The organism is Halosimplex pelagicum (assembly GCF_013415905.1).
Classification (GTDB): domain Archaea; phylum Halobacteriota; class Halobacteria; order Halobacteriales; family Haloarculaceae; genus Halosimplex; species Halosimplex pelagicum.
Window position 1 is genome coordinate 1,790,357 of the sequence record NZ_CP058909.1, and the last position, 22,728, is coordinate 1,813,084.

General features: G+C 69.6%; 22 protein-coding genes. 7 read left to right on the forward strand and 15 right to left on the reverse strand.

Translation table 11 applies throughout. The features are described 5' to 3' along the window. Window positions 1–55: 55 nt before the first annotated feature. The 7 genes from HZS54_RS08835 to HZS54_RS08865 all read right to left on the reverse strand — a co-directional run bounded on the left by HZS54_RS08835 (window position 56) and on the right by HZS54_RS08865 (window position 7,307). A complete protein-coding gene (locus HZS54_RS08835) occupies window positions 56–529 on the reverse strand; it encodes a (2Fe-2S)-binding protein (RefSeq protein WP_179922010.1) in 474 nt (157 codons plus the stop codon). Then, window positions 526–1,422 carry an FAD binding domain-containing protein gene (locus tag HZS54_RS08840; protein ID WP_179922012.1) on the reverse strand — a complete coding sequence of 299 codons (897 nt, stop codon included), beginning with the start codon at window positions 1,420–1,422 and terminating at the stop codon, window positions 526–528. The genes HZS54_RS08835 and HZS54_RS08840 overlap by 4 nt, the downstream gene beginning before the upstream one ends. Next, window positions 1,415–3,622: a xanthine dehydrogenase family protein molybdopterin-binding subunit gene (locus tag HZS54_RS08845; protein ID WP_179922014.1), complete on the reverse strand. Its 2,208-nt coding sequence runs from the start codon at window positions 3,620–3,622 to the stop codon at window positions 1,415–1,417. Before HZS54_RS08845 ends, HZS54_RS08840 begins: the two co-directional genes overlap by 8 nt. After that, on the reverse strand, window positions 3,619–4,068 hold the full coding sequence (locus HZS54_RS08850; RefSeq protein WP_179922016.1) for an SRPBCC family protein: 450 nt from the start codon (window positions 4,066–4,068) through the stop codon (window positions 3,619–3,621). Before HZS54_RS08850 ends, HZS54_RS08845 begins: the two co-directional genes overlap by 4 nt. A gap of 116 nt (window positions 4,069–4,184) precedes the next feature. Further along, window positions 4,185–5,156 carry a substrate-binding domain-containing protein gene (locus tag HZS54_RS08855; RefSeq protein WP_179922018.1) on the reverse strand — a complete coding sequence of 324 codons (972 nt, stop codon included), beginning with the start codon at window positions 5,154–5,156 and terminating at the stop codon, window positions 4,185–4,187. Next, window positions 5,156–6,601: a hypothetical protein gene (locus HZS54_RS08860; RefSeq protein WP_179922020.1), complete on the reverse strand. Its 1,446-nt coding sequence runs from the start codon at window positions 6,599–6,601 to the stop codon at window positions 5,156–5,158. The genes HZS54_RS08855 and HZS54_RS08860 overlap by 1 nt, the downstream gene beginning before the upstream one ends. 175 nt (window positions 6,602–6,776) lie before the next feature. Then, window positions 6,777–7,307 carry a DoxX family protein gene (locus HZS54_RS08865; protein WP_179922022.1) on the reverse strand — a complete coding sequence of 177 codons (531 nt, stop codon included), beginning with the start codon at window positions 7,305–7,307 and terminating at the stop codon, window positions 6,777–6,779. Between the two features lie 312 nt (window positions 7,308–7,619). On the opposite strand from HZS54_RS08865, the gene HZS54_RS08870 reads away from it, so the two are divergent. After that, window positions 7,620–7,922: a DUF7521 family protein gene (locus tag HZS54_RS08870; protein ID WP_179922023.1), complete on the forward strand. Its 303-nt coding sequence runs from the start codon at window positions 7,620–7,622 to the stop codon at window positions 7,920–7,922. A gap of 173 nt (window positions 7,923–8,095) precedes the next feature. Continuing rightward, a complete protein-coding gene (locus HZS54_RS08875) occupies window positions 8,096–9,130 on the forward strand; it encodes an AbrB/MazE/SpoVT family DNA-binding domain-containing protein (protein WP_246391859.1) in 1,035 nt (344 codons plus the stop codon). Between the two features lie 131 nt (window positions 9,131–9,261). On the opposite strand, the gene HZS54_RS08880 is transcribed toward HZS54_RS08875, so the two are convergent. The 5 genes from HZS54_RS08880 to HZS54_RS08900 are packed head-to-tail and all read right to left on the reverse strand — an operon-like array spanning window position 9,262 to window position 13,495. After that, on the reverse strand, window positions 9,262–9,807 hold the full coding sequence (locus HZS54_RS08880) for a hypothetical protein (RefSeq protein ID WP_179922025.1): 546 nt from the start codon (window positions 9,805–9,807) through the stop codon (window positions 9,262–9,264). Further along, the gene (locus HZS54_RS08885) at window positions 9,797–10,579 is read right to left on the reverse strand and encodes an ABC transporter permease (protein WP_179922027.1); all 783 of its coding nucleotides are present in this window, start codon (window positions 10,577–10,579) and stop codon (window positions 9,797–9,799) included. The genes HZS54_RS08880 and HZS54_RS08885 overlap by 11 nt, the downstream gene beginning before the upstream one ends. Then, on the reverse strand, window positions 10,576–11,460 hold the full coding sequence (locus HZS54_RS08890) for an ABC transporter ATP-binding protein (RefSeq protein WP_179922029.1): 885 nt from the start codon (window positions 11,458–11,460) through the stop codon (window positions 10,576–10,578). Before HZS54_RS08890 ends, HZS54_RS08885 begins: the two co-directional genes overlap by 4 nt. Continuing rightward, window positions 11,457–12,305: an ABC transporter permease gene (locus tag HZS54_RS08895; RefSeq protein WP_246391861.1), complete on the reverse strand. Its 849-nt coding sequence runs from the start codon at window positions 12,303–12,305 to the stop codon at window positions 11,457–11,459. The genes HZS54_RS08890 and HZS54_RS08895 overlap by 4 nt, the downstream gene beginning before the upstream one ends. After that, window positions 12,302–13,495, reverse strand: a complete 1,194-nt coding sequence (locus tag HZS54_RS08900) for an ABC transporter substrate-binding protein (protein ID WP_179922031.1) — start codon at window positions 13,493–13,495, stop codon at window positions 12,302–12,304. The genes HZS54_RS08895 and HZS54_RS08900 overlap by 4 nt, the downstream gene beginning before the upstream one ends. 303 nt (window positions 13,496–13,798) lie before the next feature. On the opposite strand from HZS54_RS08900, the gene HZS54_RS08905 reads away from it, so the two are divergent. Together HZS54_RS08905 and gyrB are read left to right on the forward strand one after the other, a co-directional pair. Then, a complete protein-coding gene (locus tag HZS54_RS08905; protein WP_179922033.1) occupies window positions 13,799–16,015 on the forward strand; it encodes a DUF3604 domain-containing protein in 2,217 nt (738 codons plus the stop codon). Between the two features lie 201 nt (window positions 16,016–16,216). Next, on the forward strand, window positions 16,217–18,133 hold the full coding sequence (gene gyrB, locus HZS54_RS08910) for a DNA topoisomerase (ATP-hydrolyzing) subunit B (protein ID WP_179922035.1): 1,917 nt from the start codon (window positions 16,217–16,219) through the stop codon (window positions 18,131–18,133). A 57-nt stretch (window positions 18,134–18,190) separates the two neighbouring features. On the opposite strand, the gene HZS54_RS08915 is transcribed toward gyrB, so the two are convergent. Together HZS54_RS08915 and HZS54_RS08920 are read right to left on the reverse strand one after the other, a co-directional pair. After that, window positions 18,191–19,582, reverse strand: a complete 1,392-nt coding sequence (locus HZS54_RS08915) for a glycosyltransferase family 2 protein (protein WP_179922037.1) — start codon at window positions 19,580–19,582, stop codon at window positions 18,191–18,193. A gap of 122 nt (window positions 19,583–19,704) precedes the next feature. Next, window positions 19,705–20,148, reverse strand: coding sequence for a DUF302 domain-containing protein (locus HZS54_RS08920; RefSeq protein ID WP_179922039.1), 444 nt, complete (start codon window positions 20,146–20,148; stop codon window positions 19,705–19,707). A 154-nt stretch (window positions 20,149–20,302) separates the two neighbouring features. Here HZS54_RS08920 and HZS54_RS08925 point away from each other — a divergent pair, with 154 nt between their 5' ends. Together HZS54_RS08925 and HZS54_RS08930 are read left to right on the forward strand one after the other, a co-directional pair. Next, window positions 20,303–20,707, forward strand: coding sequence for a helix-turn-helix domain-containing protein (locus HZS54_RS08925; protein WP_179922041.1), 405 nt, complete (start codon window positions 20,303–20,305; stop codon window positions 20,705–20,707). Window positions 20,708–21,039: 332 nt separating this feature from the next. After that, window positions 21,040–21,453, forward strand: a complete 414-nt coding sequence (locus HZS54_RS08930; RefSeq protein WP_179922043.1) for a DUF7993 family protein — start codon at window positions 21,040–21,042, stop codon at window positions 21,451–21,453. A 70-nt stretch (window positions 21,454–21,523) separates the two neighbouring features. On the opposite strand, the gene HZS54_RS08935 is transcribed toward HZS54_RS08930, so the two are convergent. Then, complete coding sequence (locus tag HZS54_RS08935) at window positions 21,524–21,787, reverse strand: DUF8075 family protein (protein WP_179922045.1); 264 nt, start codon at window positions 21,785–21,787, stop codon at window positions 21,524–21,526. A 140-nt stretch (window positions 21,788–21,927) separates the two neighbouring features. Here HZS54_RS08935 and HZS54_RS08940 point away from each other — a divergent pair, with 140 nt between their 5' ends. Beyond that, window positions 21,928–22,530, forward strand: a complete 603-nt coding sequence (locus HZS54_RS08940; RefSeq protein ID WP_179922047.1) for a sulfite oxidase-like oxidoreductase — start codon at window positions 21,928–21,930, stop codon at window positions 22,528–22,530. The last annotated feature ends 198 nt before the right edge of the window (window positions 22,531–22,728 follow it).

Sequence of the window (22,728 nt, forward strand, 5' to 3'; positions counted from 1 at the left end):
CGGCCCAGCTGACGGGACGCGACGCAACGCTTAACCGGGTGAATCCGGACCGCGGTCACTCCGCCTCGCCGACTCGACGCTCCGCGACCGCTTCGACGGCGTCGAGGATCTTCTCGTAGCCGGTACAGCGACAGACGTTGCCGGCGAGAGCCGACCGGATCGCCTCGCGGTCGGCGTCGGGGTCGTCGTCGAGGTAGGCCAGCGCCGACAGCACGAACCCCGGCGTGCAGTAGCCACACTGCAGGGCGCTGTGGGCCTCGAAGGCGTCCTGGACCTCGCGGCCGAAGCTCCCGTCGGCGACCCCCTCGACGGTCGTGACCGAGCGGCCGTCGACCTTCGCGGCCATGACCAGACAGGCCTTCACCGCGTCGCCGCCGAGCAGGACGGTGCAGGCGCCGCAGCGGCCGCCGTCGCAGCCGGCCTTGACGCTCAGGGCGTCGCAGTCCTCGCGGAGCAGTTCGCGCAGCGACCGGTCGGGCGGCGTCTCGACGGTCCGCTCCTCACCGTCGAGGTCGAAGGTGACTCTCACGGCGATCCCCCCGCGCGGCCGAGCGCGCTCAGCAGGCTCCGCTCGACGAGCGTCGCGGCCAGCCGTCGCTTGTACGCGGCCGAGCCCGCCTCGTCGTCGATCGGATCGATGTCCTCGGGGACGCGCTCGCTCGCGGCCGTGACGGCCTCGGCGGTCGCCGGGCCACCCACGAGGTCGTTCTCGACCGCGTGCGCGCGAACGGGCGTGTCCGCGACCGCCGAACAGGCGACGCGGACACGTTCGACCGTGTCGTCGGCGAGGGTCACGACCGCGGCGACGCCGGCGGTCGCCCGGCCCGATCCGGCGGCGGCGTGGCGCTCGTAGGCCGAGCCCGTGCGGTCCGGGTCGAGCCGGTCGAAGGTCACCCCAGTCACGAGTTCGTGCTCGCGGCGGTCCGTGCGGAGGTGGCCGACGAGGAACTCCCCGAGCGGGACGCACCGGCGGTCGTCCGGGCCCGCCAGTCGCACTTCGGCGTCGAGCGCGCGCAGCGGCGCGAGCAGGTCGAACGTCGGGTCGCCGTGGGCGACGGCGCCGCCGACGGTCCCGAGGCTCCGTACCTGTCGGTCGGCGACCACCGAGCAGGCCTCGTCCAGCGCGGCGACGCGGTCGCTCAGGTCGTGACGGCCCAGACCGGCGTAGGTTGTCGTCGCGCCGACGGTCGCGCGGTCGCCGTCGACCGAGACGCCCGACAGCGCTGGGACCGCGCTCACGTCGACGAACGCGTCGGCGTCGACGAGTCCCTGGCGGACCAGCGGCATCAGCGTCTGCCCGCCGGCGACCACGCGGGCGCGGCCGTCGGCGTCCCGCAGGCGTCGACACGCCGCCGCGACTGACTCCGGCCGGTAGTACTCCGCTTCGGTCTCGCCGGCCACGTCGCCGGCCCGTTCAGTCACCGTCATCGCCTCCGTCACCGCCCGTACCTCCGCCGAGCGCCAAGAGCACGTCCCCGTCGCGGACCGGCGCCGCGGTGAACCGCTCGCCGACGGCGTCCCGTATCGCGTTGGTGATCGCGGGCGCGACGGGCGTGATCGACGGCGTGCCGACGCCCTTCGCGCCGTACGGGCCCGACGCCTCCTCGGACTCGACGATCTCGCAGGCCAGCCGGTCGGGCATCTCGGCGGGCGAGCTCACCGGGTAGCCGGCGAGCGTCGCGTCGGTCGGAACGCCCCCTTCGAGCCGCAGCTCGGAGGTGAGCGCGAACTCGACCCCGTGCCCGACGGCGCCCTCGATCTGGCCCTCGACGAGCGTCGGATTGATCGCGTAGCCCACGTCCTGGGCGGCGACGTAGGCGGTCACGTCGACCGCGCCGGTACCGGTGTCGACGGCGACCTCGGCGAAGTGGACGCCGTACGCGAGTGGTGCGGTGTCGGTCTCCGCGCGGCCGGTGACGGCGACCGGTTCGAGGAGTTCGTCGACCCCGTCCACCCCACGCGCCTGCAGTCGTTCGCCGAGCGCGTCGGCGCCGTCGCGGATGGCCGCGCCGACGAGGTAGGTCGTCCGGTTGGCGACCGAGCCGTACTTGTCGTCGACGGGGTCGTCGGGGTCGTACCCCTCGACGGTCACGCGGTCGAGGGGGAGTCCGGTCGCCTCGGCGGCGATCTGGGCGAGCGCGGTCGCGGCGCCCTGTCCCACGTCGATGGCGCCCGTGCGGACGAACAGCGACCCGTCGGGCGCGAGGGTCAGCCGCGCCTCGGCGTAGTCGTCGTTGTTCCCGGCGGCAGGCGTCGTGATCTGCCCGCCCGCGGCGACGCCCCACCCGTAGACGACGTTCCCGTCACTTCCTCCGTCGTCGCCCTCCCGTAGCTCCTCGAACCGCGCCCGCCCGCGGTCGAGACACTCGCGGAGGCCGCAACTGCTCACCGGGGCGTCGGCGTGGGGTCGGTCGTCGCCCTCGGCGACCCAATTCTCTCGACGGAAGGCGACCGGGTCGAACCCCGCTTGCCGAGCCAGTTCGTCGAGATGGGACTCCAGCGCCCACGTGACCTGCGTGACGCCGATGCCGCGGTACTCGCCGGCGGGCGGGTTGTTCGTGAACGCCGAGACGCCCTCGAAGCGGTAGTTGTCGACGGCGTAGGCGTCCAGCGGCCGGCCGCGGCAGGCGCTCAGGACGACGTGGCCGACGCCGTTGGGGTACGGGCCGGTGTCGGCGACGGCGTCGACGGCGAGCGCGGTGAGCCGGCCGTCGTCGGTCGCCCCCGCCTTCAGGTCGAGGTGGGTCGCGTGGCGCGACTCGGCGGCCGAGAACTCCGTCTCGCGGTCGAACTCGAGGCGGACGGGCCGGCCCGCCTCCCGTGCGAGCGCGGCGGCGACCGGTTCGAGGGTGAGCTTGGCCAGCGACCGGCCGCCGAAGCTCGACCCCGCGGTCGGGGGCCGTTCGATCGCGACCTCGCTGCCGTCGAACAGCCGTTCGAGCGTCTTCTCGGCGTGGCCGCGGTTACCGATCGTCGCGGTCACGCGGAGGTCGTCGCCGTCCCACTCCGCGACCGCGCAGTGGCGGTCGAGGTTGCAGTGGGTGACCCGCGGCGTCCGGTAGGACGCCTCGTGGACGTGGTCGGCGGCCGCGAACGCGGCGTCGGGTTCGCCCAGTTCGAGCGCGTGGTAGTCGTCGACGTTCCGGTCGTAGTCGGGGTTGTCGACGCGGACGGGGTGGCGGTCAGGCTGGCCGAACGCGGGGTCGTCCTGTACGAGGGGCGCGTCGGCGCGGACGCTCTCGCGGGGGTCGTGGACCGACTCCAAGGGGTCCAGATCGTACTCGATGGCCTCTCTCGCGGCGTCGACGGCCGCGGGCGTCTCGGCGGCGACGGCGGCGACGGCGTCGCCGTAGTGGCGGACGCGGTCGTCGAACCCCCTCGGGAGGTCCCAGCGGGGGACGACGGCGGCCACGTCGTCCATCGCGGCGGCCGCCCCGGTATCGAGTCGCGCGATCTCGGCGTGGGGGACCTGCGACCGGACGACGCCCGCCGCGAGGGCGTCGGGGTATGCCACGTCGGTCGCGTAGCGGGCCCGCCCGCGGACCTTCGCCCGGGCGTCCTTGCGCGGGGCGGATTCGCCGACCGCGGACGCCGCTCCCTGCTCGGACCGTCCGGGCGTCACGCGCGGGCCTCCACGCGGTCGACGAGGTTCTCGAAGTACGTCTCGACGTTGGCCCGGACCTGCCGGCGGAGGACTCGCGACCCCATCGTCGCGAGTCGCCCGGTGAACGTCACCGCCACGTCGTAGGCCAACTCGGTCGACCCGCCCTCGTCGGTCAGCGTCACCGTCACGTCGGCGTCCATGCGGCTCCCGGTCCGCGAATCCGTTCCGGTGCCGGTGAAGCGGAGCCACTCGGGTCGGTCGCGCTCCTCGATCCGAACTTCACCTTCGAGCGCCACGTCGATCCCGGTGATCCGCTGGCGGATCTCCCCCTCGTAGCGGTCCTCGGAGACCCGCGCGATCTCCTCGGCGCCCATGACGCAGGCGGCCAACACGGCCGGGTCGGTGATCAGGTCCCAGGTCGCCGCCCTGTCGACCGGGACCGTCTCCGTTCCCTCGAACTCCATACTCGAAGCGTCGGTACGACCGGCATAAACTCCCGGCGGCGAATCCCGCCGAGTGGGAGCGCGGCGCGGAGTCGCGCCCGACGCGCCGGTTCCAGCGCCCGGCCGCGTCGGACGAGTTAGGCGTAGTAGTCGGTGTCGAGGTGGTCGGTCGCGAACAGGTCGCCGACGTCGTAGCGCTCGGCGGCGACGCCCTGGTCGTGAGCGTAGCCGGCGAGCGTCTCAACGGCGGTGACGTTGGCCTCGGTGAGTCCGTACTCCCAGGGGTCCTCGCCCAGCACCGTCCGCTGTTCATCGGCGTACACGTCCGCCCACACGAGCGGGAGTTCGCGCGGACGCTCCAGCGCCGACAGGCCGATCTCCTTGGAGCGCTCGAAGGCGTCGTACAGCGGCTGGACGACCCAGGGGTGCTCGTCGAGGATCTCGTCGCGGACGACGACCGCGTGCATGACCGGGAAGATACCTGTCTCTCGGTAGTAGGTCTGCTCGACGGCCTTCGCGTCGTCGAACAGCCGGCGGGCGTTGGCGATCCCGGCGTCGACCGGGTGGAAGATCGCGTCGATCTCGCCGTGCTCGATCGTGTCTTCGAGGAGGCCGATCGTCGACCCCTGGTGGCCGACGTACTCCACGTCGAACCGCTCGGGCACGTCGATATCGACGATCTCCGACCCGCCGGCGACCCACTCGACGGATTCGAGGTCGAGGCCGTGGCGGTCGGCGAGGATGCCCCGCTGCCAGATCCCCGTCGTCGTCTGCCAGTTGACGATGCCGACGCGGGCGCCCGCGAGATCCGCGACCGAGTCGATCCCCGCGCCCTCCCGGACGTACATGTACGCGTGGCGGAACTTCCGGAAGGGGAATATCGGGAGGGCGGTGAAGGGGAACCGATCGGCGTTGCGGCGGGTGGCGAGGTAGGTCCCCATCGACAGCTCGCAGGCGTCGAACTCCAGGTCCCTGACCATCCGGGAGAAGCGGACGGGGTTGGGGTAGTTGACCGTCGAGAGATTCACGCCCTCCGGTTCGACGCGGCCGTCCCGGAGCGGTTGCGTCCAGGCGTAGGGGTGGACGGCGAGCGACAGGTCCAGCGCCATCACTCGGTGACCTCGAAGGCCATGTGCAGGGCGGGCAGCGGCCGGACGGGGTGGTTGTCGAGATACGAGAGGTGCGGCCGCACCTCGAACACCGGTTTCTCCTCCTGCATGTCGAAGAGGCTGGGGTAGATATCGATGAAGTGCCAGCCGGGCTCGCCGGCCGCGCGGAGCCGCGCGTGGACGATGCCCTCCTTGTCGTCGCCGGCGGTGCCACAGACGTAGCCCAGCGGCGTGTTGTCGTAGACGAAGAAGGGGGCGTTCTCGTAGATGGTCCAGCCGATCCCCGACAGCTCGATGTCGATCTCCGTGCCGACGGGGCCGCGGACGGGCGCGAACGTCTCGATCGAGGGCTGCATCATGAACCCGGTCACCGCGACCTCGCGGCCGTCGACGGCGGCGGTGATCGGCCGCGTCGACCCCTCCGCGCGCGGGATCGCGATCTCCGTCTGGAACCCGCCCTCCGAATCGGTCTCGACGGTCGGGAGCACGTCCGGTTTGGGCTCGGGGGTGATGGGGATCCCCTTGACGCGGTGGCCCTCGTGGCGGTACCAGATCAGGTCGACCTCCGTCTCGGCCGGGAAGTTCCGGCCGGTGAGCACGGCGGTCGTCCCGGCCTGGCCGGAGGGCGGGGAGATCTCCAGTTCGGCCTCGGATTCGGCGTCGATCTCGGGGTAGTGGACGCTCATCGGCTGCTCGTCGAGCAGCGGGTCGACCCAGGCGGTCCGGGGGTCGGCCTCGGGCTCGGTCACCTCGACGGTCCAGACCGACTGGCGGCCGCCCGCGACCGGGCCGTACGGCGACTGGGTGTTGTTCTGGAGGTACGGGACCCCCTTGTAGTTGCGCCACACCTGGATGACGTGCTCGCCGGGCGGGCCGACCGCGCGGATCTCCGCGGTGGCGGTCCCGCGGTTCATCACGCCGGTCATAAAGCCGACGTTGCCGTTGTCCCACGAGACCTGGTAGTTGTTCGTGACGACGTTCGGGCCGATGCCGTAGCCGGTGATCGTGAACGCCTCGCCCAGCGGCGCCTCGGTGCGGTCGATCTCGAAGTGGGGGGTGACCGAGAACTCGTCGCGCGCGACGACGTTGCCGTCGCCGTTCTGGACCTGGACCCGGTGGGCACCGCCGTAGTCCCTCGGGACGGTCCAGTCCTCGTCGAAGGCGCCGTCGCCGTCGGTCCTGACGGTCGCGATGCGGTCGGTCCGGGGCTGGTACTGCGGGCCGACGACCTCGTTGCCCTCCAGGACGCCCCACCGGCCCTCCGTCGAGTTCCACAGCAGCTCGTACTCCTCGTCGGCCGGGAAGTTGCGGCCCTTCAGGGTGATGTCGTCGCCGACGTACCCCTCCTGGGCGCTCAACACCAGCGTCCCGTCCGAGCCGCTGCCGCGGCGGTGGCGCTGGAGCGTCTCTTTCAGGTCGCTGGACACTCCGGATTCGTCGTCCATGTGTGTCCGTTCGCGACTCCCTCGAATACGTCTGTGTCAACTTCCACGCTGGCGGTGGACACGGCAAGAGTTAAGAGGCGAGCGGCGGCCGCGGTCGCGGTCGGTGGGACGGAGGTTCGCACCGGGTCGCACCCGCGACCCGGCACGAGAACGGGCGGCGACTCGCGGGCGGGATCTACCCGAGGAACAGTCGGAGCTGCGGGTACTGTTCGACGATGTCGAGCTCCTCGATGCGGGCGTCGAGGCCGAGGATGCGACCGGCACCGAACGCGCCGAGGCCGAACAGGAGGAACACGTACACCATGTGGTAGTCGATGAGCAGGGCGTTGTCGAAGGGGTAGGAAGCAAGCCAGTAGAACAGCATCATGGTGGCGCCCCAGAACGCGCTGAAGCGGACGAACAGCCCGAGGATCAGCGCGAGTCCGACCAGCGTCAGGCCGAGCTGGTTCAGCGGCGTCAGCAGCCAGGCCCAGTCGTTGCCCATCGTCGTCCACAGGCCGGTCAACGGGTTGCCGTCGGGGATCCCGTACAACAGGAACCCGCGGACGCTCCACTCGGGGTCGACCACCTTCGTGATCCCCGCGTAGAAGAACGTCCAGCCCATGATGACCCGCAGTGCGAACAGCGCGTAGCCGATCCACGTCTCCGAGTACGTGAACTCAACGTCCCAGCCGAACACCTTGGATTCGAGTTCTCGCGTCGCCATACACCGACGTTGCCCCAGCGAGCGGATAAGCCGTGTCGTGATTCCCAGCCGCTGGGACCGGACGCGCCGGGTCGGAACGACGATACCGGCGAACTCGCCCCCCAGCACGCGGATCTCGGTCGGTTCGCCGCGGCGACGCGAGCGACCGCGTGACCGCCCGTTCCCGGCCGGCGAGAAGCCCGTCGGGGCTTGAAGGTCGCCTCCGTGGTACGTTCGCACACGGCCGGGGACCGACCGGTCGCGGTCCGGGCGCCGTCGCCGCCCGCGGGGCGACGGGTCGGACGGCGAACCGCTCCCCGACGGTGATAACCCATGCCAACGAACACCACGCTGACGGTCGCGACGCTCGTCGTGACGGCGGTCGCGGTCGCCTTCGGCGGCGTCGTCGCCTCGCTCGCCTACCGCGCGGCGAATCGAACCGCTTCGCACTCGCTGTGGCTGCTGTGTTGCGGACTCGGCGCGGTCGCGCTCGCCCCGCTGGTCGGGGCACTGGGCGCGGTCGCGCTCGGACTCGACGCCGAATCGACCCTGCTCGTCCAGGGCCTGCTCGTCGCGCCCGGGTTCGCGCTGCTGGTCCGCTCGCTGTACCCCGTCGGCCGACCCGTTCGGGCGTGACGGCGGCCGCCCTCTCGCCGGGCTCGCGGCCGGTGTAGGTACCTGTACGGGTACGCCCGCAGGTGTACTGAATACATGGATCACTGAAAACCTCTCAATACGGTAATAGTGGATACCCAGAGAAGCGTTATGTGTTGATTCGGTCTGGGTATCATTACAGCCGAACGCCAGGTATGAACGACGATCCATCGCGGATGAAACGGAAGGTACAGAAGCTGGGGTCGTCGACGTTCGGCGTCTCGATACCGGTCGAGTGGGCGCGCGCCCACGACATCGACAAGAGCGACCAGGTGATCCTGCAGGAGTCGAAAAACGGGGAGTCGCTGCTGTTGATCCCGGAGCGGTCACCGAACGACGAGGAGGAGACGCTGATCAACGCTGACCTGCTGGAGAACGAGGCGCTGGAGCGGGCGCTCATCAGTCAGTACGTGCTGGGTCGCCAGATCGTCCGGATCGAGGGGTCCGAGCCGCTGAAGCTCTCCCATCACGACGGCGTCCTGGCGGCCGAACGGCGGTTGATGGGGCTGGGCGCGATCGAACAGCGCGACCAGGTGGTGACGGTCCGGTGTTCCGTCGCGCCCGACGACTTCGATATCCCGACACTGCTCGACCGGCTCCACCGGACGGAGGCGTCGATGCGCGACGACGCGGTGACGGCGCTGATCGACGGCGACACCTCGACCGCTCGCGTCGTCTCCAAGCGATACCCGCAGGTCGAGAAGCTCTACTTCCTCTTTCTGCGACTCCTGTTCACGACCTACCAGAACCCGCGGCTCAGCCAGGACGTCGGGCTGGAGGCGGACCTCCCGATCATCGGGTTCCGGTCGATCGCCGCGGACATCCTCTCGATGGCCGACGCGGCCTGTGAGATCGCGACGATCGCTCAGGAGCAGGAGGGGACGCCGGACGCGGCGACGACCGAGCGCATCGAGACGCTCCGGGAGACGATCGACGAGGCGGCCGATATCGCCATCAAGAGCGTCAAGGACCGCGATTACGAGGGGATCGAGCGGGCGAACGACGCCTTCGACCGGGTCGACGACGAGGTCGCGTCGATGAACGAGTACCTCGCGGCCGAGCGGCCCGAACCGCTGTTGGCCCTCCAGCGGTCGGTGGTCCTGCTCGAACGGAGCGCCCGCGCCGCGGAGAACAGCATCTCCGTCGCGACGGACCTGACCTTCCGCGACCCGTCGGTCGTCGACGGGTAGGTCCTCGCTCGTCGGGGCGGCAGTATCGTGGCTCGCGCGCCGAGCGACAGTCCGGGAGAATTTCGACGGGAGCGGCGGCCGACCGCGCGCAGGTCCCGCGCGAGGGGGAGCCGGTCGAACGCCGGCGGCGCTCAGCCGAGGCCGGCCGCCGCCCGTACGGCCAGCGACGCGACGGAGCCGGTCCCGCAGCCGCAGCCGGAGACGACGAGGAGCTGGCCGGCGGCGGTGACGCCGGCGAGGAGCGCCCAGGCGATCCGGCCCCGGGCGGCGACCGCGGCGGCGAGTTCGCCGGCCAAGAGCGTCGGGACGACGGTCCAGGGGACGTACACGTGGGTGACCCCGATACCGACGTATCCGAGGACGGCCGGGGTGGGCCCGCCGGCGACCGCCAGCGGCGCGTTGTCGGTCGTCAGGACGACGCCGTGGACGCTCCCGCTCACCGTCGAGAGCGCCAGGAGCGCGGCCGCGCCGAGCAGCCAGGCGACGACTCCGAGCCCGTGGGGGCGGCCGAGTCCGCCGAGGCGGCCGAGTCCGTGGATGCGGCGGGCCGACGCTCGGATCCGGGCCGCCAGCCGACGGGGCACCGGCGTCCGCGAGCGGTCACCGGGTGCCCACGCTCGGAGCCGACGGCGGACCGCCTCGCGCACCCGGCGGTGGCGGGTTCGGTCACTCGCCATCGGTGGTCGCCCATCGGAGCTGCGTGTTCCCGAGCCGTCGGACGAGCTCCGAGCTGGCGTAGCCGAACGCCCCGATGATGATGACGCTGCCGACGATGTCGTCGTAGGAGCCGCTGGTGTAGGCGACCCAGACGAACCGGCCGATCCCCTCGTCGGCCACCATCTCGGCGGCGACGAGGTTGACCCAGGCGAGCCCCATCCCGACGATCAGTCCCGTGTGGATCGACGGGAGCGCGGCGGGGTAGACGACGTGGCGGAAGACCTGGGCCCGCGAGCCGCCGAGCGACCGGACCGCGCGGACGTAGTCCTCCTCGACCGCCTGCACGCCCCGGATCGTGTTGAGCAGGATCGGGAAGAACGCGCCGACGAACGTGATGAACATGATGCTCGTGCGCATCGACGGCAACACCAGGATCGTCAGCGGGATCCAGGCGATCGGCGGGACCGGCCGGAGGATCTCAAGCGACGGGAACAGCAGGTCGTAGACGACCGTCGACCAGCCGATCGCCAGCCCGAGCGGGATGGCGACGGCGGCCGCGACCAGAAACGACCCGAGGATGTGGAGCAGGCTCGTCACCACGGAGTCGTGGATGATCGGGTTCGTGACGAGGCCGGCCATCGCGACGGCGACCGTGACCGGGCTCGGGACCTGTCCGATCAGGCTCGCCCGGGAGAGGACGAGCCAGACCGCGACCAGCCCCGCGGCCGAGACGACGACGTTGAGCCGCTCGACCAGTGGTTCGAGCCGCCCGCCGCCGGTCGCGGTGCTCATTCCATCGCCTCCTTGGCCTCTTCGTGGATGAGTTCGAGGACGTGCTCTTTGAGTTCGGTGAAGCGGTCGGTCGTGGTCACCGACCGGTCGCGGGGGCGGTCGAGGTCCACGTCGATCAGCTCTTTGACCCGTCCGGGCGCGGCGGTCATCACGAGGATGCGGTCGGCGAGGAAGATGGCCTCCTCGACGTCGTGGGTGATGAACACGACCGTCCGGTTGTCCTCGTCCCAGACCTCCAGCAGCATCTCCTGGAGGATCTCCTTGGTGAGCGCGTCCAGCGCGCTGAACGGTTCGTCCATGAGCATGATCTCGGGGTCGTTGGCCAGCAGCCGCGCGATCTCGGCGCGCTGTTGCATCCCGCCCGAGAGCTCGGCCGGGTAGGCGTCCTCGAAGCCGTCCAGCCCCATCTCTTCGAGCAACCGGCGGGCGCGCCCGTCCGTGACCGCGCCGCGCATCTTCGGGCCGAGTTCGACGTTCTCCTCGATCGTCTTCCACGGGAGCAGCCGGTTGTCCTGGAAGACGAGGCCGCGGTCGGCCCCCGGCCCGTTGACGACCTCGCCGTCGGCGTAGATGTTCCCCCCGGTGGGTTCGATGAAGCCGGCGATGCAGTTCATCAGCGTGCTCTTGCCGCAGCCCGACGGCCCGAGGACGGTGATGAACTCCCCGGCGTCGATGTTGAGCGTCACGTCGTCGACGGCGACGACGTGTTCGCCGTCGGGGTCGTACACCTTCGACAGCGACTCGATGTGGACCGAGCCGCCGCGGCGCTCCGAGTCGGTCCCGGACGCGGTCGCGCCGTCAGAGGGCGACGGCGGCGCCTCGGTCGGCCCGTCCTCCGCGGTCGCGGCGGCGTCTTCGGACGGTCCCGCGCCGTCGCTCATCGGCTCCCCCCGCTGGCGTCCCAGGCGGTGAGCCTGTCGCCGACTTTCGAGACGGCGTAGCTCGAGACGGCGCCGTAGGTGCCGAGCGTGATGATCCCGACGATCACCGTCTCGGTCTGCATCAGGCGGTAGGCCTGGTAGGTGATGTACCCGACCCCGTAGTTGCCCGAGAGCATCTCGGCGGCGACGACGGCGATCCAGCCGATCCCGACGCTGATCATGGTCCCGGTCGTGATCGACGGGAGCGCCGCGGGGACGACGACGTGACGGAGCAGGTCCCAGTCGGACCCGCCGAGGCTCCTGACGGCTCTGACGTACTCGGGCTCGATGCTCCTGACGCCCTCGATCGTGTTGACGAGCACCGGGAAGAAGGCGCCGACGAACACGACCCAGACGATGCTCGCCAGGTCGCTGGAGAAGGCGATCAGCGCGATAGGCACCCAGGCGACCGGCGGGATCGGCCGGAGGAGTTCGAACGCCGGCTGGACGTACCGTCTGGCCGCCGAGCTCCACCCGATGAGGAGGCCGAACGGGATCGCCAGCGCGACGGCCAGTCCGATCCCCAGCGAGACCCGGTAGAGGGTGTAGTAGGAGTGGACGTACAGCGACACGCCGCCGTTGGTCATCGGTCTGCCGGTGACGTAGGCGAACAGCTCCGAGAACGCCTCCGGGGGCGTGGGGAGCAGGTCGAACCCCAGGAAATGCACGCGGACGAACAGCCACCACACCGCGAGGAATCCGACGACCGACATGGCCTTCAACACGTAGCGCGGCGGACGCGGGACGCCGTCCAGGCGCCGCCCGATGCGGGCGAAATACCGCTGTACCGAGTAGCTGGAACTCACGGTGCGGACACCTCTTCGTCGCGGGGGTCCCAGTCGACCGACTCCGCCAGTTCGCTCGCCGCCTCGTCGAGGAGGTCGAAGTGGAACCGCTCCTCGCCGGGGAGCTGTTCGATGGACCCCTGGTCGAGCAGGAACTGCGGGGCGGTCTCTTCGAGGAGCGTCCTGGCCGGCTCGATCTGTCGCAGGTCGGTCGCGAAGTGCATCTTCGGCGTGTCCGGGTTGACCGAGATGTTCTCGAACAGGGCCGCCTCGACGGTCGCCCGCTCGTAGTCGGCCAGGTCCTCCTCCTCTTTGATGAGGTCGAGAGTCTGCTCCTCGTCGGTCTTCATGACGTGTTTGGCCTCCAGTTCGGCCTTCATGATGGCCTTGGCCGCCTCGTAGTCCTCGTCGATGAGCGACTGGTTCATGGTGAGCGCGCCGATGTCGGGGTCGTCGTAGGGGGCGCCGGTGACGACCCAGCGGGCGACGTCCTGCTGGACGACCCCCATGGTCGGGTTCGGCTCCCACATCACGCCGGCGTCGAGGTCGCCCGTCCCGACGTTGGCGAGGATCGTGTTGACGTCCTGGTCGACGAGGTTCACCGAGATGTCCTCGTACTCCTGCAGCGAGAGCAGGAACCGATGTGAACAGGCGCCGGTCGTCGCGCCCACGTCCGCGCCGTCGAGGTCGGCGGGCCCCTCGATGTCGGAGTCTTTGGGCGTGATGACGACGTTACACTGCTGGCCCATCGACCAGCCCGACAGCCCGACCATGTTGATCGGCCGGTCGTCGTTCGCGAGCGCGAGGATCGTTGGCATGTCGCCGTTGTAGCCGGCCTGGTTCTCGCCGGAGATCATCCGGTTGCCGATGATAGACCCCTGGAGCGCCGACTGCCACGACACCTCGTAGCTCCCGCTCAGTTCGTCGGTGTACTTCTCGATGAGCTCGCCGTGCTTGACCACCAGCTCGGACCAGTAGGGGGTCCCGAACGGCTGGTAGCCGATCGTGAGCGAGGTCGAGCTGCCGCCGCCGAGCACGCCGGAACAGCCCGAGAGGGCCGCGCCCGCGCCGGCGAGCGCCGTCCCGATGAACCGCCGTCGGCTCCGCCCGCGCCGGGGGCCGTCGGCGCTGCGGTCCCGCGTGGTCGATCCGTTGCGTCCGTCGATCGATGCGTCGTCCGGGTCGTCCGTGCCTTCGTCACGAGTTGGCATGTCAACGTGTCAGGGGTTGCGATACCTGATGAAAAGATTTACGAATGAACAGTTATTACTCGGAATAGATTAGCTATATGGGATTACTCTCAGCTAAAACAGTTGTTTTTAAAACAATATGGATGTCCTAATACTACCACTACAAGTGGCTGTTTATCTCGTTTCATACCTATATTACCCATATTCGCAGGATATAACACTTATTTAGTTTAGAATATCGGATTATAGCACCAGACTTTTGTATTGTAGTAATGACCGAACGTTTGCTGACAGGGCGAAGGGCCCGTCAGTCGAAAACGACCAATGAGCGGAAATATCCAGAAAGAGATCGCAAGCGAAGCGACGTCCCAGGAAGAGATCGACCACCACTACGGTACGGTGTCGATCTCCGAGGACGAGGTAACAGCCGGCGCGTACGACACGTGGGAGATCGAGTACACGGTCGGCGAGCTGGGACTCGACGACGGGTCCCGCATCAAGATCGCGACCAACCAGACGAGCGACTGGGCGAAACCCCAGTTCGAGGACCCGACGGCGGACAACTACGCCTCGGTCTCGACCTCCGGCGACGCGACGGTCGAGGGCCACTTCGACCGCCGCTACCGGACCAAGAAGCCCTGGGGCGACAACATCGTGATCGACGTCCACGACGGGTACACCGAGCCCGGCGAGACGATCACGGTCACGCTCGGGGACACCAGCGAGGGCAGCATGGGCCATCAGGTCCAGTCGTTCCCGGAGACGGCCTTCGAGTTCCACTTCTTCGTCGACATGTTCGGCACCGGCGACTACGTCCAGCTCGACGAGGTGGACTACGAGATCGTCGCGGGCGAGGCCGCCCGCCTGCAGGTGATCGCGCCGTCGACGGTCGACCCCGGCGAGGAGACCGAGGTGGTCGTCCGCGCGCTCGACTACTGGTACAACACCGCCCGCGACTACGAGGCGGAGCTCGCCATCGCCAACGGCGGCGAGGAGACGCTCACCTTCGAGGCCGACGACCCCGTCGAGCACATCCCCGTCACGTTCAACGACGAGGGCGTCCACCGCGTGACGATCGAGGACACCGACCGCGAGTGGGAGGCCACCTCGAACCCGATCGTCGTCGGCGGCGACAAGGAGTACGACGTCCACTGGGGCGACATCCACGGCCAGTCCGGCGACACCGTCGGCACCGGCACCATCGACGAGTACTTCTCGTTCGCCCGTGACGAGGCGCTGATCGACTTCGCCGCCCACGCGGCCAACGACTTCCAGGTCACCGAGGAGTACTGGGAGCAGGTCCGAGAGGGCACCAAGAAGTACCACGAGGACGGCGAGTTCGTCACGCTACTCTGTAACGAGTGGTCCACCTCCACCGTCAACGGCGGCGACCACAACGTCTACTTCAAGAACGACGACGAGCCGCTGCTGCGCAGCTGCGGCTGGCAGTCCGAGGACGGCTTCGACAAACACGAGGGGACCTACAAGGTCGAGGACATGTACGAGGCCTACGAGGGCCGCGACGACGTGATGATCATCCCCCACCAGGGCGGTCGGCCCGCCCGCCTGCGCGACGAGGACGAGGTCGAGTACGACCTGACGCCGTTCGTCGAGATCAACTCCTTCTGGGGCGTCTTCGAGTGGTTCGGCCAGGAGGCGCTGGAGCGGGGCTACGAGTGCGGCTTCATCGCCGGCAGCGACGACCACACCGGTCGCCTCGGCGCCTCGCGCCCGACCAACCACTACGAGCCGACCGAGGTGGCGAACCTCCAGGCCGCCGACTTCAACATCACCGGCGGGGTCATGGCCGCCAGCGTCGACGAACTCACCCGCGACGGCCTCTGGGACGCCATGCAGAGCCGCCGCTGCTACGGCACCACCGGCGAGCGCATCCTCCTCGACGTGGATCTGGACGGCGCCAACATGGGCGAGAAGATCGGCGTCGACGGCGACGTGAGCTTCGACGTGACCGCCAACGGCACCTCCCCGATCAAGCGGATCGACCTGTTCGACGGCTCCGAGCAGGTCGACAGCGTCGACCTCACCGAGGGCGAGGACCTGCTCGAACTCACCTGGAGCGGCGCCCGCTCGAAGGTCCGCCACAAGATCCAGAACGCCGACGGCGGGCTCACCCTCGACAAGGGCGAGATCGAGAGCGCCACCGAGTTCGGCTTCGACAACCCCGAGCAGGGCATCACGTCGATGAACGACACCACCATGGAGTGGGACTCCACCATCTCCGGGAACTACCTCGGCGTGAAGCTCGACCTCGACGCGCCCGCCGACGCCGAGCTGTCCTTCCGCACCCCGTTCCTCACCGACTCGTGGGAACTGGGCGAGATCGAGGACGGCATGGTCGTCGAGGCCGGCGAGCTCGAACAGCAGCTCGCCTTCCGCTACGTCGGCGAGGCCACCGACAAGGACGTCGACGTCTCCTTCGATGTCGACGCCGACGACGGCGACGAGCACGCCTACTACGCCCGCATCGTCCAGGAAGACGGCGACATGGCGTGGAGCTCGCCGATCTTCGTGGAGGCCTGACGAGCGCGCGAACGCGCCGACCCCGGCGACCACCGGGGACCCGGCTCCGCCGCCCTCCGTGAGTGTCTGCCCGACCCGGCGGAGCCGATCCGCGGTGGACATCGCTTCGCACCCGACAGTCGCCACGCCATAGTTATAAAATAACTTACATATATTGCGTCGAAACGCCGTTTTACCCCCCTCGCGGTCGACGACACGCGTATGGAAGACGATCCCGAGGAGTACGGCGCGACCGCCATCCAGGCCCTGGAGGGGCTGGAGGCCGTGCGCAAGCGCCCGTCGATGTACGTCGGGCCGACCAACGAGCGCGGACTACACCACCTCGTGTACGAGGTCGTCGACAACGCGATCGACGAGGCACTGGCCGGCCACTGCGAGCGCATCGCCGTCACCGTCCACGACGACGGCTCGGTCTCCGTCGCCGACGACGGCCGGGGGATCCCGGTCGACACCCACGAGAAGTACGACCTGCCGGCGGTCGAGGTGGTGATGACCGTCCTGCACGCCGGCGGGAAGTTCGACAACAAGTCCTACCAGGTCTCGGGGGGACTGCACGGCGTCGGCGTCTCCGTCGTCAACGCTCTCTCCGAGCGCCTCGAAGTCGAGGTCAAGCGCGACGGCGCCGTCTGGGAACACGCCTTCGAGCGGGGCGAGCCCGCCCAGGCGTTCGAGCGCGTGCGTGACCTCGAACCCGGGGAGGGAACCGGGACGACGGTCCGGCTGTGGCCCGACCGGGAGATCTTCGACGCCGGCGAGTACGACTACGACACGCTCGCCTCGCGGCTGCGCGAGCTGGCCTTCCTCAACTCCGGCGTCGCGATCACGCTGACCGACGAGCGCGACGGGACGGAGGACCGGTTCCGCTACGAGGGCGGCATCCGCGAGTTCGTCGCGTACCTCAACGAGACCAGGGAACCGCTGCACGAGGGCGTCGTCTACTTCGAGGACGAGGCCGACGACGTCCGGGTGGAGGTGGCGATGCAGGCGACCAGCGAACTGCAGGGGTCGGTCCACGCCTTCGCGAACAACATCAACACCCGCGAGGGGGGCACCCACCTCACCGGCTTCAAGACCGCGCTGACCCGCGTCGTCAACGACTACGCCGAGGCCAACGATCTCCTGGGCGAGATCGACGGCACCCTCGAGGGCGACGACATCCGCGAGGGGCTGACCGCCGTCGTCTCCGTGGAGCACCCCGACCCGCAGTTCGAGGGCCAGACCAAGACGAAACTCGCCAACGGCGAGGTCCGCGGGGTCGTCGAGTCGGCCGTCCACGAGGGCCTCGGGACCCACTTCGAGGAGCACCCCGACACCGCCGAGGCCGTCGTCCGGAAGGCCGTCGAGGCGGCACAGGCCCGCCAGGCCGCGCAGAAAGCGAAGGAAGTCACCCGGCAGACCTCCGCGCTGGAGTCGACGGCGTTGCCCGGGAAGCTCTCGGACTGCCAGGCCCGCGACCCCGCTGACGCCGAGCTGTTCATCACCGAGGGCGACTCGGCGGGCGGGAGCGCGAAACAGGGGCGCAACCCCGAGTTCCAGGCGATCCTCCCCATCCGCGGCAAAATTCTGAACGTCGAGAAACACCGCCTCGACCGGGTTCTGGAGAACAACGAGATACGGGCAATGATCACCGCCATCGGCACCGGCATCGGCGACGAGTTCGACATCGACGACCTGCGGTACGAGAAGATCGTCCTGATGACCGACGCCGACGTGGACGGCGCGCACATCCGGACGCTCCTGCTCACCTTCTTCTACCGGCACATGCGCCCGCTGCTCGAACGCGGTCACGTCTACGCCGCCCAGCCGCCGCTGTATCGCGTCCGGTATCGCGGGGAGACCTACGACGCGATGAGCGACGAGGAACGCGACCGGATCGTCGCCGAGAAGTGCGACGGCAACCCCTCGCAGGTCCAGCGGTTCAAGGGCCTGGGCGAAATGAACCCCCAGCAGCTCTGGGACACGACGATGGACCCCGAACAGCGGATTTTGAAGCAGATCACCATCGAGGACGCCGCTGCGGCGGACAAGATGTTCTCCGTGCTCATGGGCGACGCTGTCGAACCGCGCAAACAGTTCATCAAGGAGAACGCGCCCGACGCCGACTGGGTGGACATCTAGGGGAGAGCAGTCCGGGGGTCGGACGACGGTCGCGACGCTCAGACGCCCTGGGGACGCTCAGACGCCCTTGGCGACGCTGTACCACTCGCCGTCCCAGGTGAACAGGTAGGCGACGGCGGCGCGGATGCCGACGAGGCTGTACAGCGGGAGGACCAGCGGCGTCGCGAGCCACGCGAGGCCGACGCCGTCGACTCGGTCGCGGCGGGCGTCGCCGACGCGCAGCGCCAGCGCGGCGCCGGCCAGCGTCGCGACGGGGAGCGCGAGCCAGGTCACCGCGCCGCTGACGACGAGGACGGCGGCCTTCGAGACCAGCGAGAGCATGAACACGTTGCCGAACACCGACCCGGCACAGAGTAGCGGGGCGAGCAGCGTCCGGTAGTTGCGCGGGGAGCGACACCCGACCAGGAGGTCGTGGAGCGTCTGGGCGTAGCCGGTCATCCAGCGCTTGCGCTGGCCCCACCAGTCGGCGACCGAGTGGGCGCCCTCGATGGTCGAGGCCTGCGAGAGCAGCTCGACCACGTCCAGGTCGGCCTCGTAGCAGTCGAAGGCGAAGGCGTAGTCCTCGGTGAGCATCGCGGGGTCGTAGCCGTCGACCGCGTCGAAGGCCGACCGGCGCATGACGATCGTGCGGCTGGCGGCCATCGTGAAGTCGGTCACCAGCGTGAGCAGCCGCTGGCTCAGGTCGCCCAGCACGACCGATTCGTAGTAGGCGACCGTCTCGACGAGGCCGTCGGGCTCGGGGACGGTCCGGCCCTGCACCACGTCGCAGTCGTCGAGGCGGGCGACGGCGCTGGAGACGAACCGCGGGTCGACCCGCTCGTCGGCGTCGAAGACGGCGAGGTACTCGGAGTCGGTCGCCTCGGCGGCGTAGTTGACGGCGCCGGCCTTGCTGCCGGGGTAGCGGGTGTTGACCAGCGCCTCGACGCGGTCCTCGCGGGCGGCGTACTCGCGTGCGCGTGCGATGGAGTCCGCGTCGTCGGGTTCGGCGACGACGACCACCCGCAGGTCCTCGTAGCGGCCGTCGAGCAGGCTCTCGACGCTGCGGTGGAGGACGGCGGCGTCCCGGTGGACGGGGACGACGGCGGTGACGGTCGGGCCGGTCGCCGGGCGGCGGTCGGTCTCCTCGACGGCGCGCTGGCCGAACAGGGCGAGCGCCGAGCAGCCGAACATGCCGGAGACGGACAGACAGGCCATCACGGCCTGGAGGATGGCGATACTGCCGAGGCCGACCCCGAGGACGGTCGGGACCGCGACGACGACGGTCATGCCGCCCTGGAGGTAGCCGGCGACGACGACGGCGGCGACGAGGCCGACGTACGCGGTCGCGTCGGCCGCCTCCCGGACGGAGTCCGGGCGGAGCGCTCGGGCCGCGGCGGCGCCGCGGCGGAGCGTCCGGCGGAGGCGGCTAGGGCCGGGGCTAATGGAGGGGAGGGCGTTTCGGGGACGCATCGTATATCGACCGTCGCACGCCGCTCCTATATAAATGTATGTACGACTTCACAATCGGCAACTCGGCGAAACCGGTGGCGGAGACGGGGAGCCGGGGTTCCCGTTCGGCCGTGTCGGAGCGGTTATCCGAGGTTCTCGAACGCCTCGTCGACGAGTTCGCCGGTCTCGGCGACGATCTCGTCCATCGCCTCCTCGTCGGAAGCCAATCCGAGCAGGCGGGCGATGCGCATGATCGAGACGTGGTAGACGCGCTGGAGGCCGGGGTCCTCCTCCCAGACGACGACGTTACAGGGCATCAGCGCGCCCAGTCTGTCGTCGGTCGCGTCGAGGGCCCTGTCGGCGATCGCCGGGTTGCAGGCCCCCAGCACGTAGTAGGGGTCTCTGTCGGCGTCGACCTTCTCGTTGAGCATCTCCGATGGCGAGAACTCCACGGGGACGCCGAACCCGGCGTCGGTGAACACCTCGCGGACGTGGTCGACGGCCGCCTCGTGGTCCATCTCCAGCGTCGCCTGTGCTTCCCCGAAGTCGTCGGGGTCGATCTCGGTCGGGTCGATCGGGAGCATCATTCCTGTGGAGTATTGGGTCGTTAAGACAAACTCTTTTCGGCCAAAAACGATTGGGGGCCGACAAATCGGCATAGATCGCGATACTGGCGATCGAAATTGTACGATCTTCACACAAGTATTATAACCACCTCCGCCGTAGACCCGAGTGATACCGATGCCGGATTCGATGTCCGAACAGCTACAGCGGGACATGGAGTGCGAGGGGCTGCTGGAGTGTTTCCACGGGCTCAAGCAACTCGACAGGGACGTGTTCGAGGCGCTGGTCGGGGCCGACGAGCCGCTGACCGTCGACGAGATCGCGGCGGCCGTCGACCGCGAGCGCTCGACCGCCTACCGTGCCGTCCAGCGACTGCTCCAGTCCGGGTTCATCCGGAAGGAGCAGGTCAACTACGACCAGGGCGGCTACTACCACGTCTACGAACCGACCGACCCGGAGGCCATCGCCGACGACATGCAGCGCATGCTCAACGACTGGTACGCGAAGATGGGCCAGCTCATCCGGGAGTTCGAGACGAAATACGAGGACACCGAGACGCCCGCCGGCTCGGTCGAGAGCTGACCGGGCCGGAGCCTGGCTGGCACGACCCCTGCGGCCGTCACTCCAGGTCGCCGCCGACGACGACGAACCGCTCGCTCATCGCCGTCTCCCGACCGGGACCCGACCCCGTGGTTCGTCGTCGGTCCCGACCGTCTGCAGGCTATCGATCATGGCACCGACTGTTCGGACGACGCCCGGAAAGAACCGCCCGACTGCAAACGATCGCAATCGGTCGTAGACGGCGCTATCACGCACCTATCGCGCCCGCACCGCGCAACCAGTCGGCGGGTCGACGGGCGCTCGGGCGGCCGACCGAGCGGGAGCGTTTTCCGGCGGCCGCGCGGAGTCGAGGTATGGTTGCGGACGGGGCCGACGAGTCGCGGGGACCGGACGAGCCGGAGAGGGCGGACGGGGAGGAACTCGCGCGGCGATTCGCGGACGCGGTCGCGACCGCGGGCCCGACGGCCGGCGGCGAGCTGTCGGTCGTCGACGAGCGGGCGGACCCGGAGCCGACGGTCGACGGGACGGTCGCCTACGCGGTGGCCGCCGGATCGCGGACGCTCGCGGCGGTTTCCCTCCACCCGGACCGGCTGCGCGTCGAGTTCCGCGCGGCGCCCGACGAGGCGGCCGCGGCGGCGACGGACGCGGGGCTGCGCGTCCGGCCGAAAGCGACGAGGCCGCCGCGGACGCTCGCGTTCGTCGAGTCCACCGACGAGGTCGAGCGAGCGCTGGACGTGTTCGACGCCGTCGTCGCGACCCTCGACTGACCGGTCGGGACTCCCCCCGACTGACCGGCCGGCGTCGTCCCTTGACCGACGGGTCGGCGTCGCGCTCGCCTCACTCGCGTTCGGCGCGGGCGGCCGCGGCGCCCTCGTCGACGTGGTCGAGACAGCGGATCTCACCGGATTCGGTGTCGAAGGCGAACGGGTCGCCGGGAGCGATCCGCCGGCCGTCGACGGCGCAGCCGTCGTCGTGACGGAGGAAGTACCGCCCCTCCTCGCGGCCGGTCTCCAGGCGGCCGGCCTGGACGGCGAACTTCACGAGCCCCTCGCCGATCTGCGTGCGCTCGGGCGAGTCGGCTTCGAGTCTGATGACGGGCATCGCTGGTCGCCCGAGTGTAGCGTCGGCGAGCCGATAAACCGTCGGCCGGCCGGCGCAGGTGGCCGGCGGGCGGAGCGGGGCGACGGCCACCCGGCGCTCTCAGTCCGGTCGCTTACCACTCGCCGCGCCGAAGGGCGCCCATGGGCGTCAGAGACGTGACCGACATCCACGAGGAGTTCGACGGCGAGCGGCTCCCGCCGGGCCAGCGCGAGACCGAGCGGTTCCCCGTCCTCTCGCTCGACCACACCCCGGAGTTCGACCCCGACGACTGGGAGTTCACCGTCCGCGGCGCCGTCGAGGAGGAGCTGACCTACTCCTGGGCGGAGTTCCGCGAGTTGCCCACCGACACCCAGCGCCAGGACTTCCACTGCGTGACGGGGTGGAGCCGCTTCGACAACGAATTCGTCGGCGTCCCCTTCCCGGAGATCGCCGAGCGCGCCGGGGTGGCCGACGACGCCGTCCACGTCATGTTCGGCGCGATGGACGGCTACTCGACGAACCTGCCCTTGGAGGAGTGCATGCGTCAGGAGGTGCTGTTCGTCCGCGAGTTCGACGGCGACCCGCTTCCCTCCGACCACGGCGGTCCCCTGCGGGTGGTCACCCCGCACAAGTACGCCTACAAGGGCGCCAAGTGGGTCGACGGCGTCACCTTCCTCACCGAGCCCCAGCGGGGCTACTGGGAGAAACGCGGCTACTCCAACACGGCGAACCCGTGGGCCGAGGACCGATATACGACGATGTGAGTGGTCGGGGTCGCGACCCGTCGACGGCGGGCCAGTCATTCCGCTTCGTACAGGTTCGTCCGGTTATCGAGCCGAGCAGCGCCGTCGGAGCGCCCGGTACCGATGCGTCGCCCGCACGTCTACCGGCTCGCCCTCGCCGATGCGACGGGGTGTGGGGCGTCTGCGAAACCTCCGTCGCCGATTTCGACCTGGCTCTCG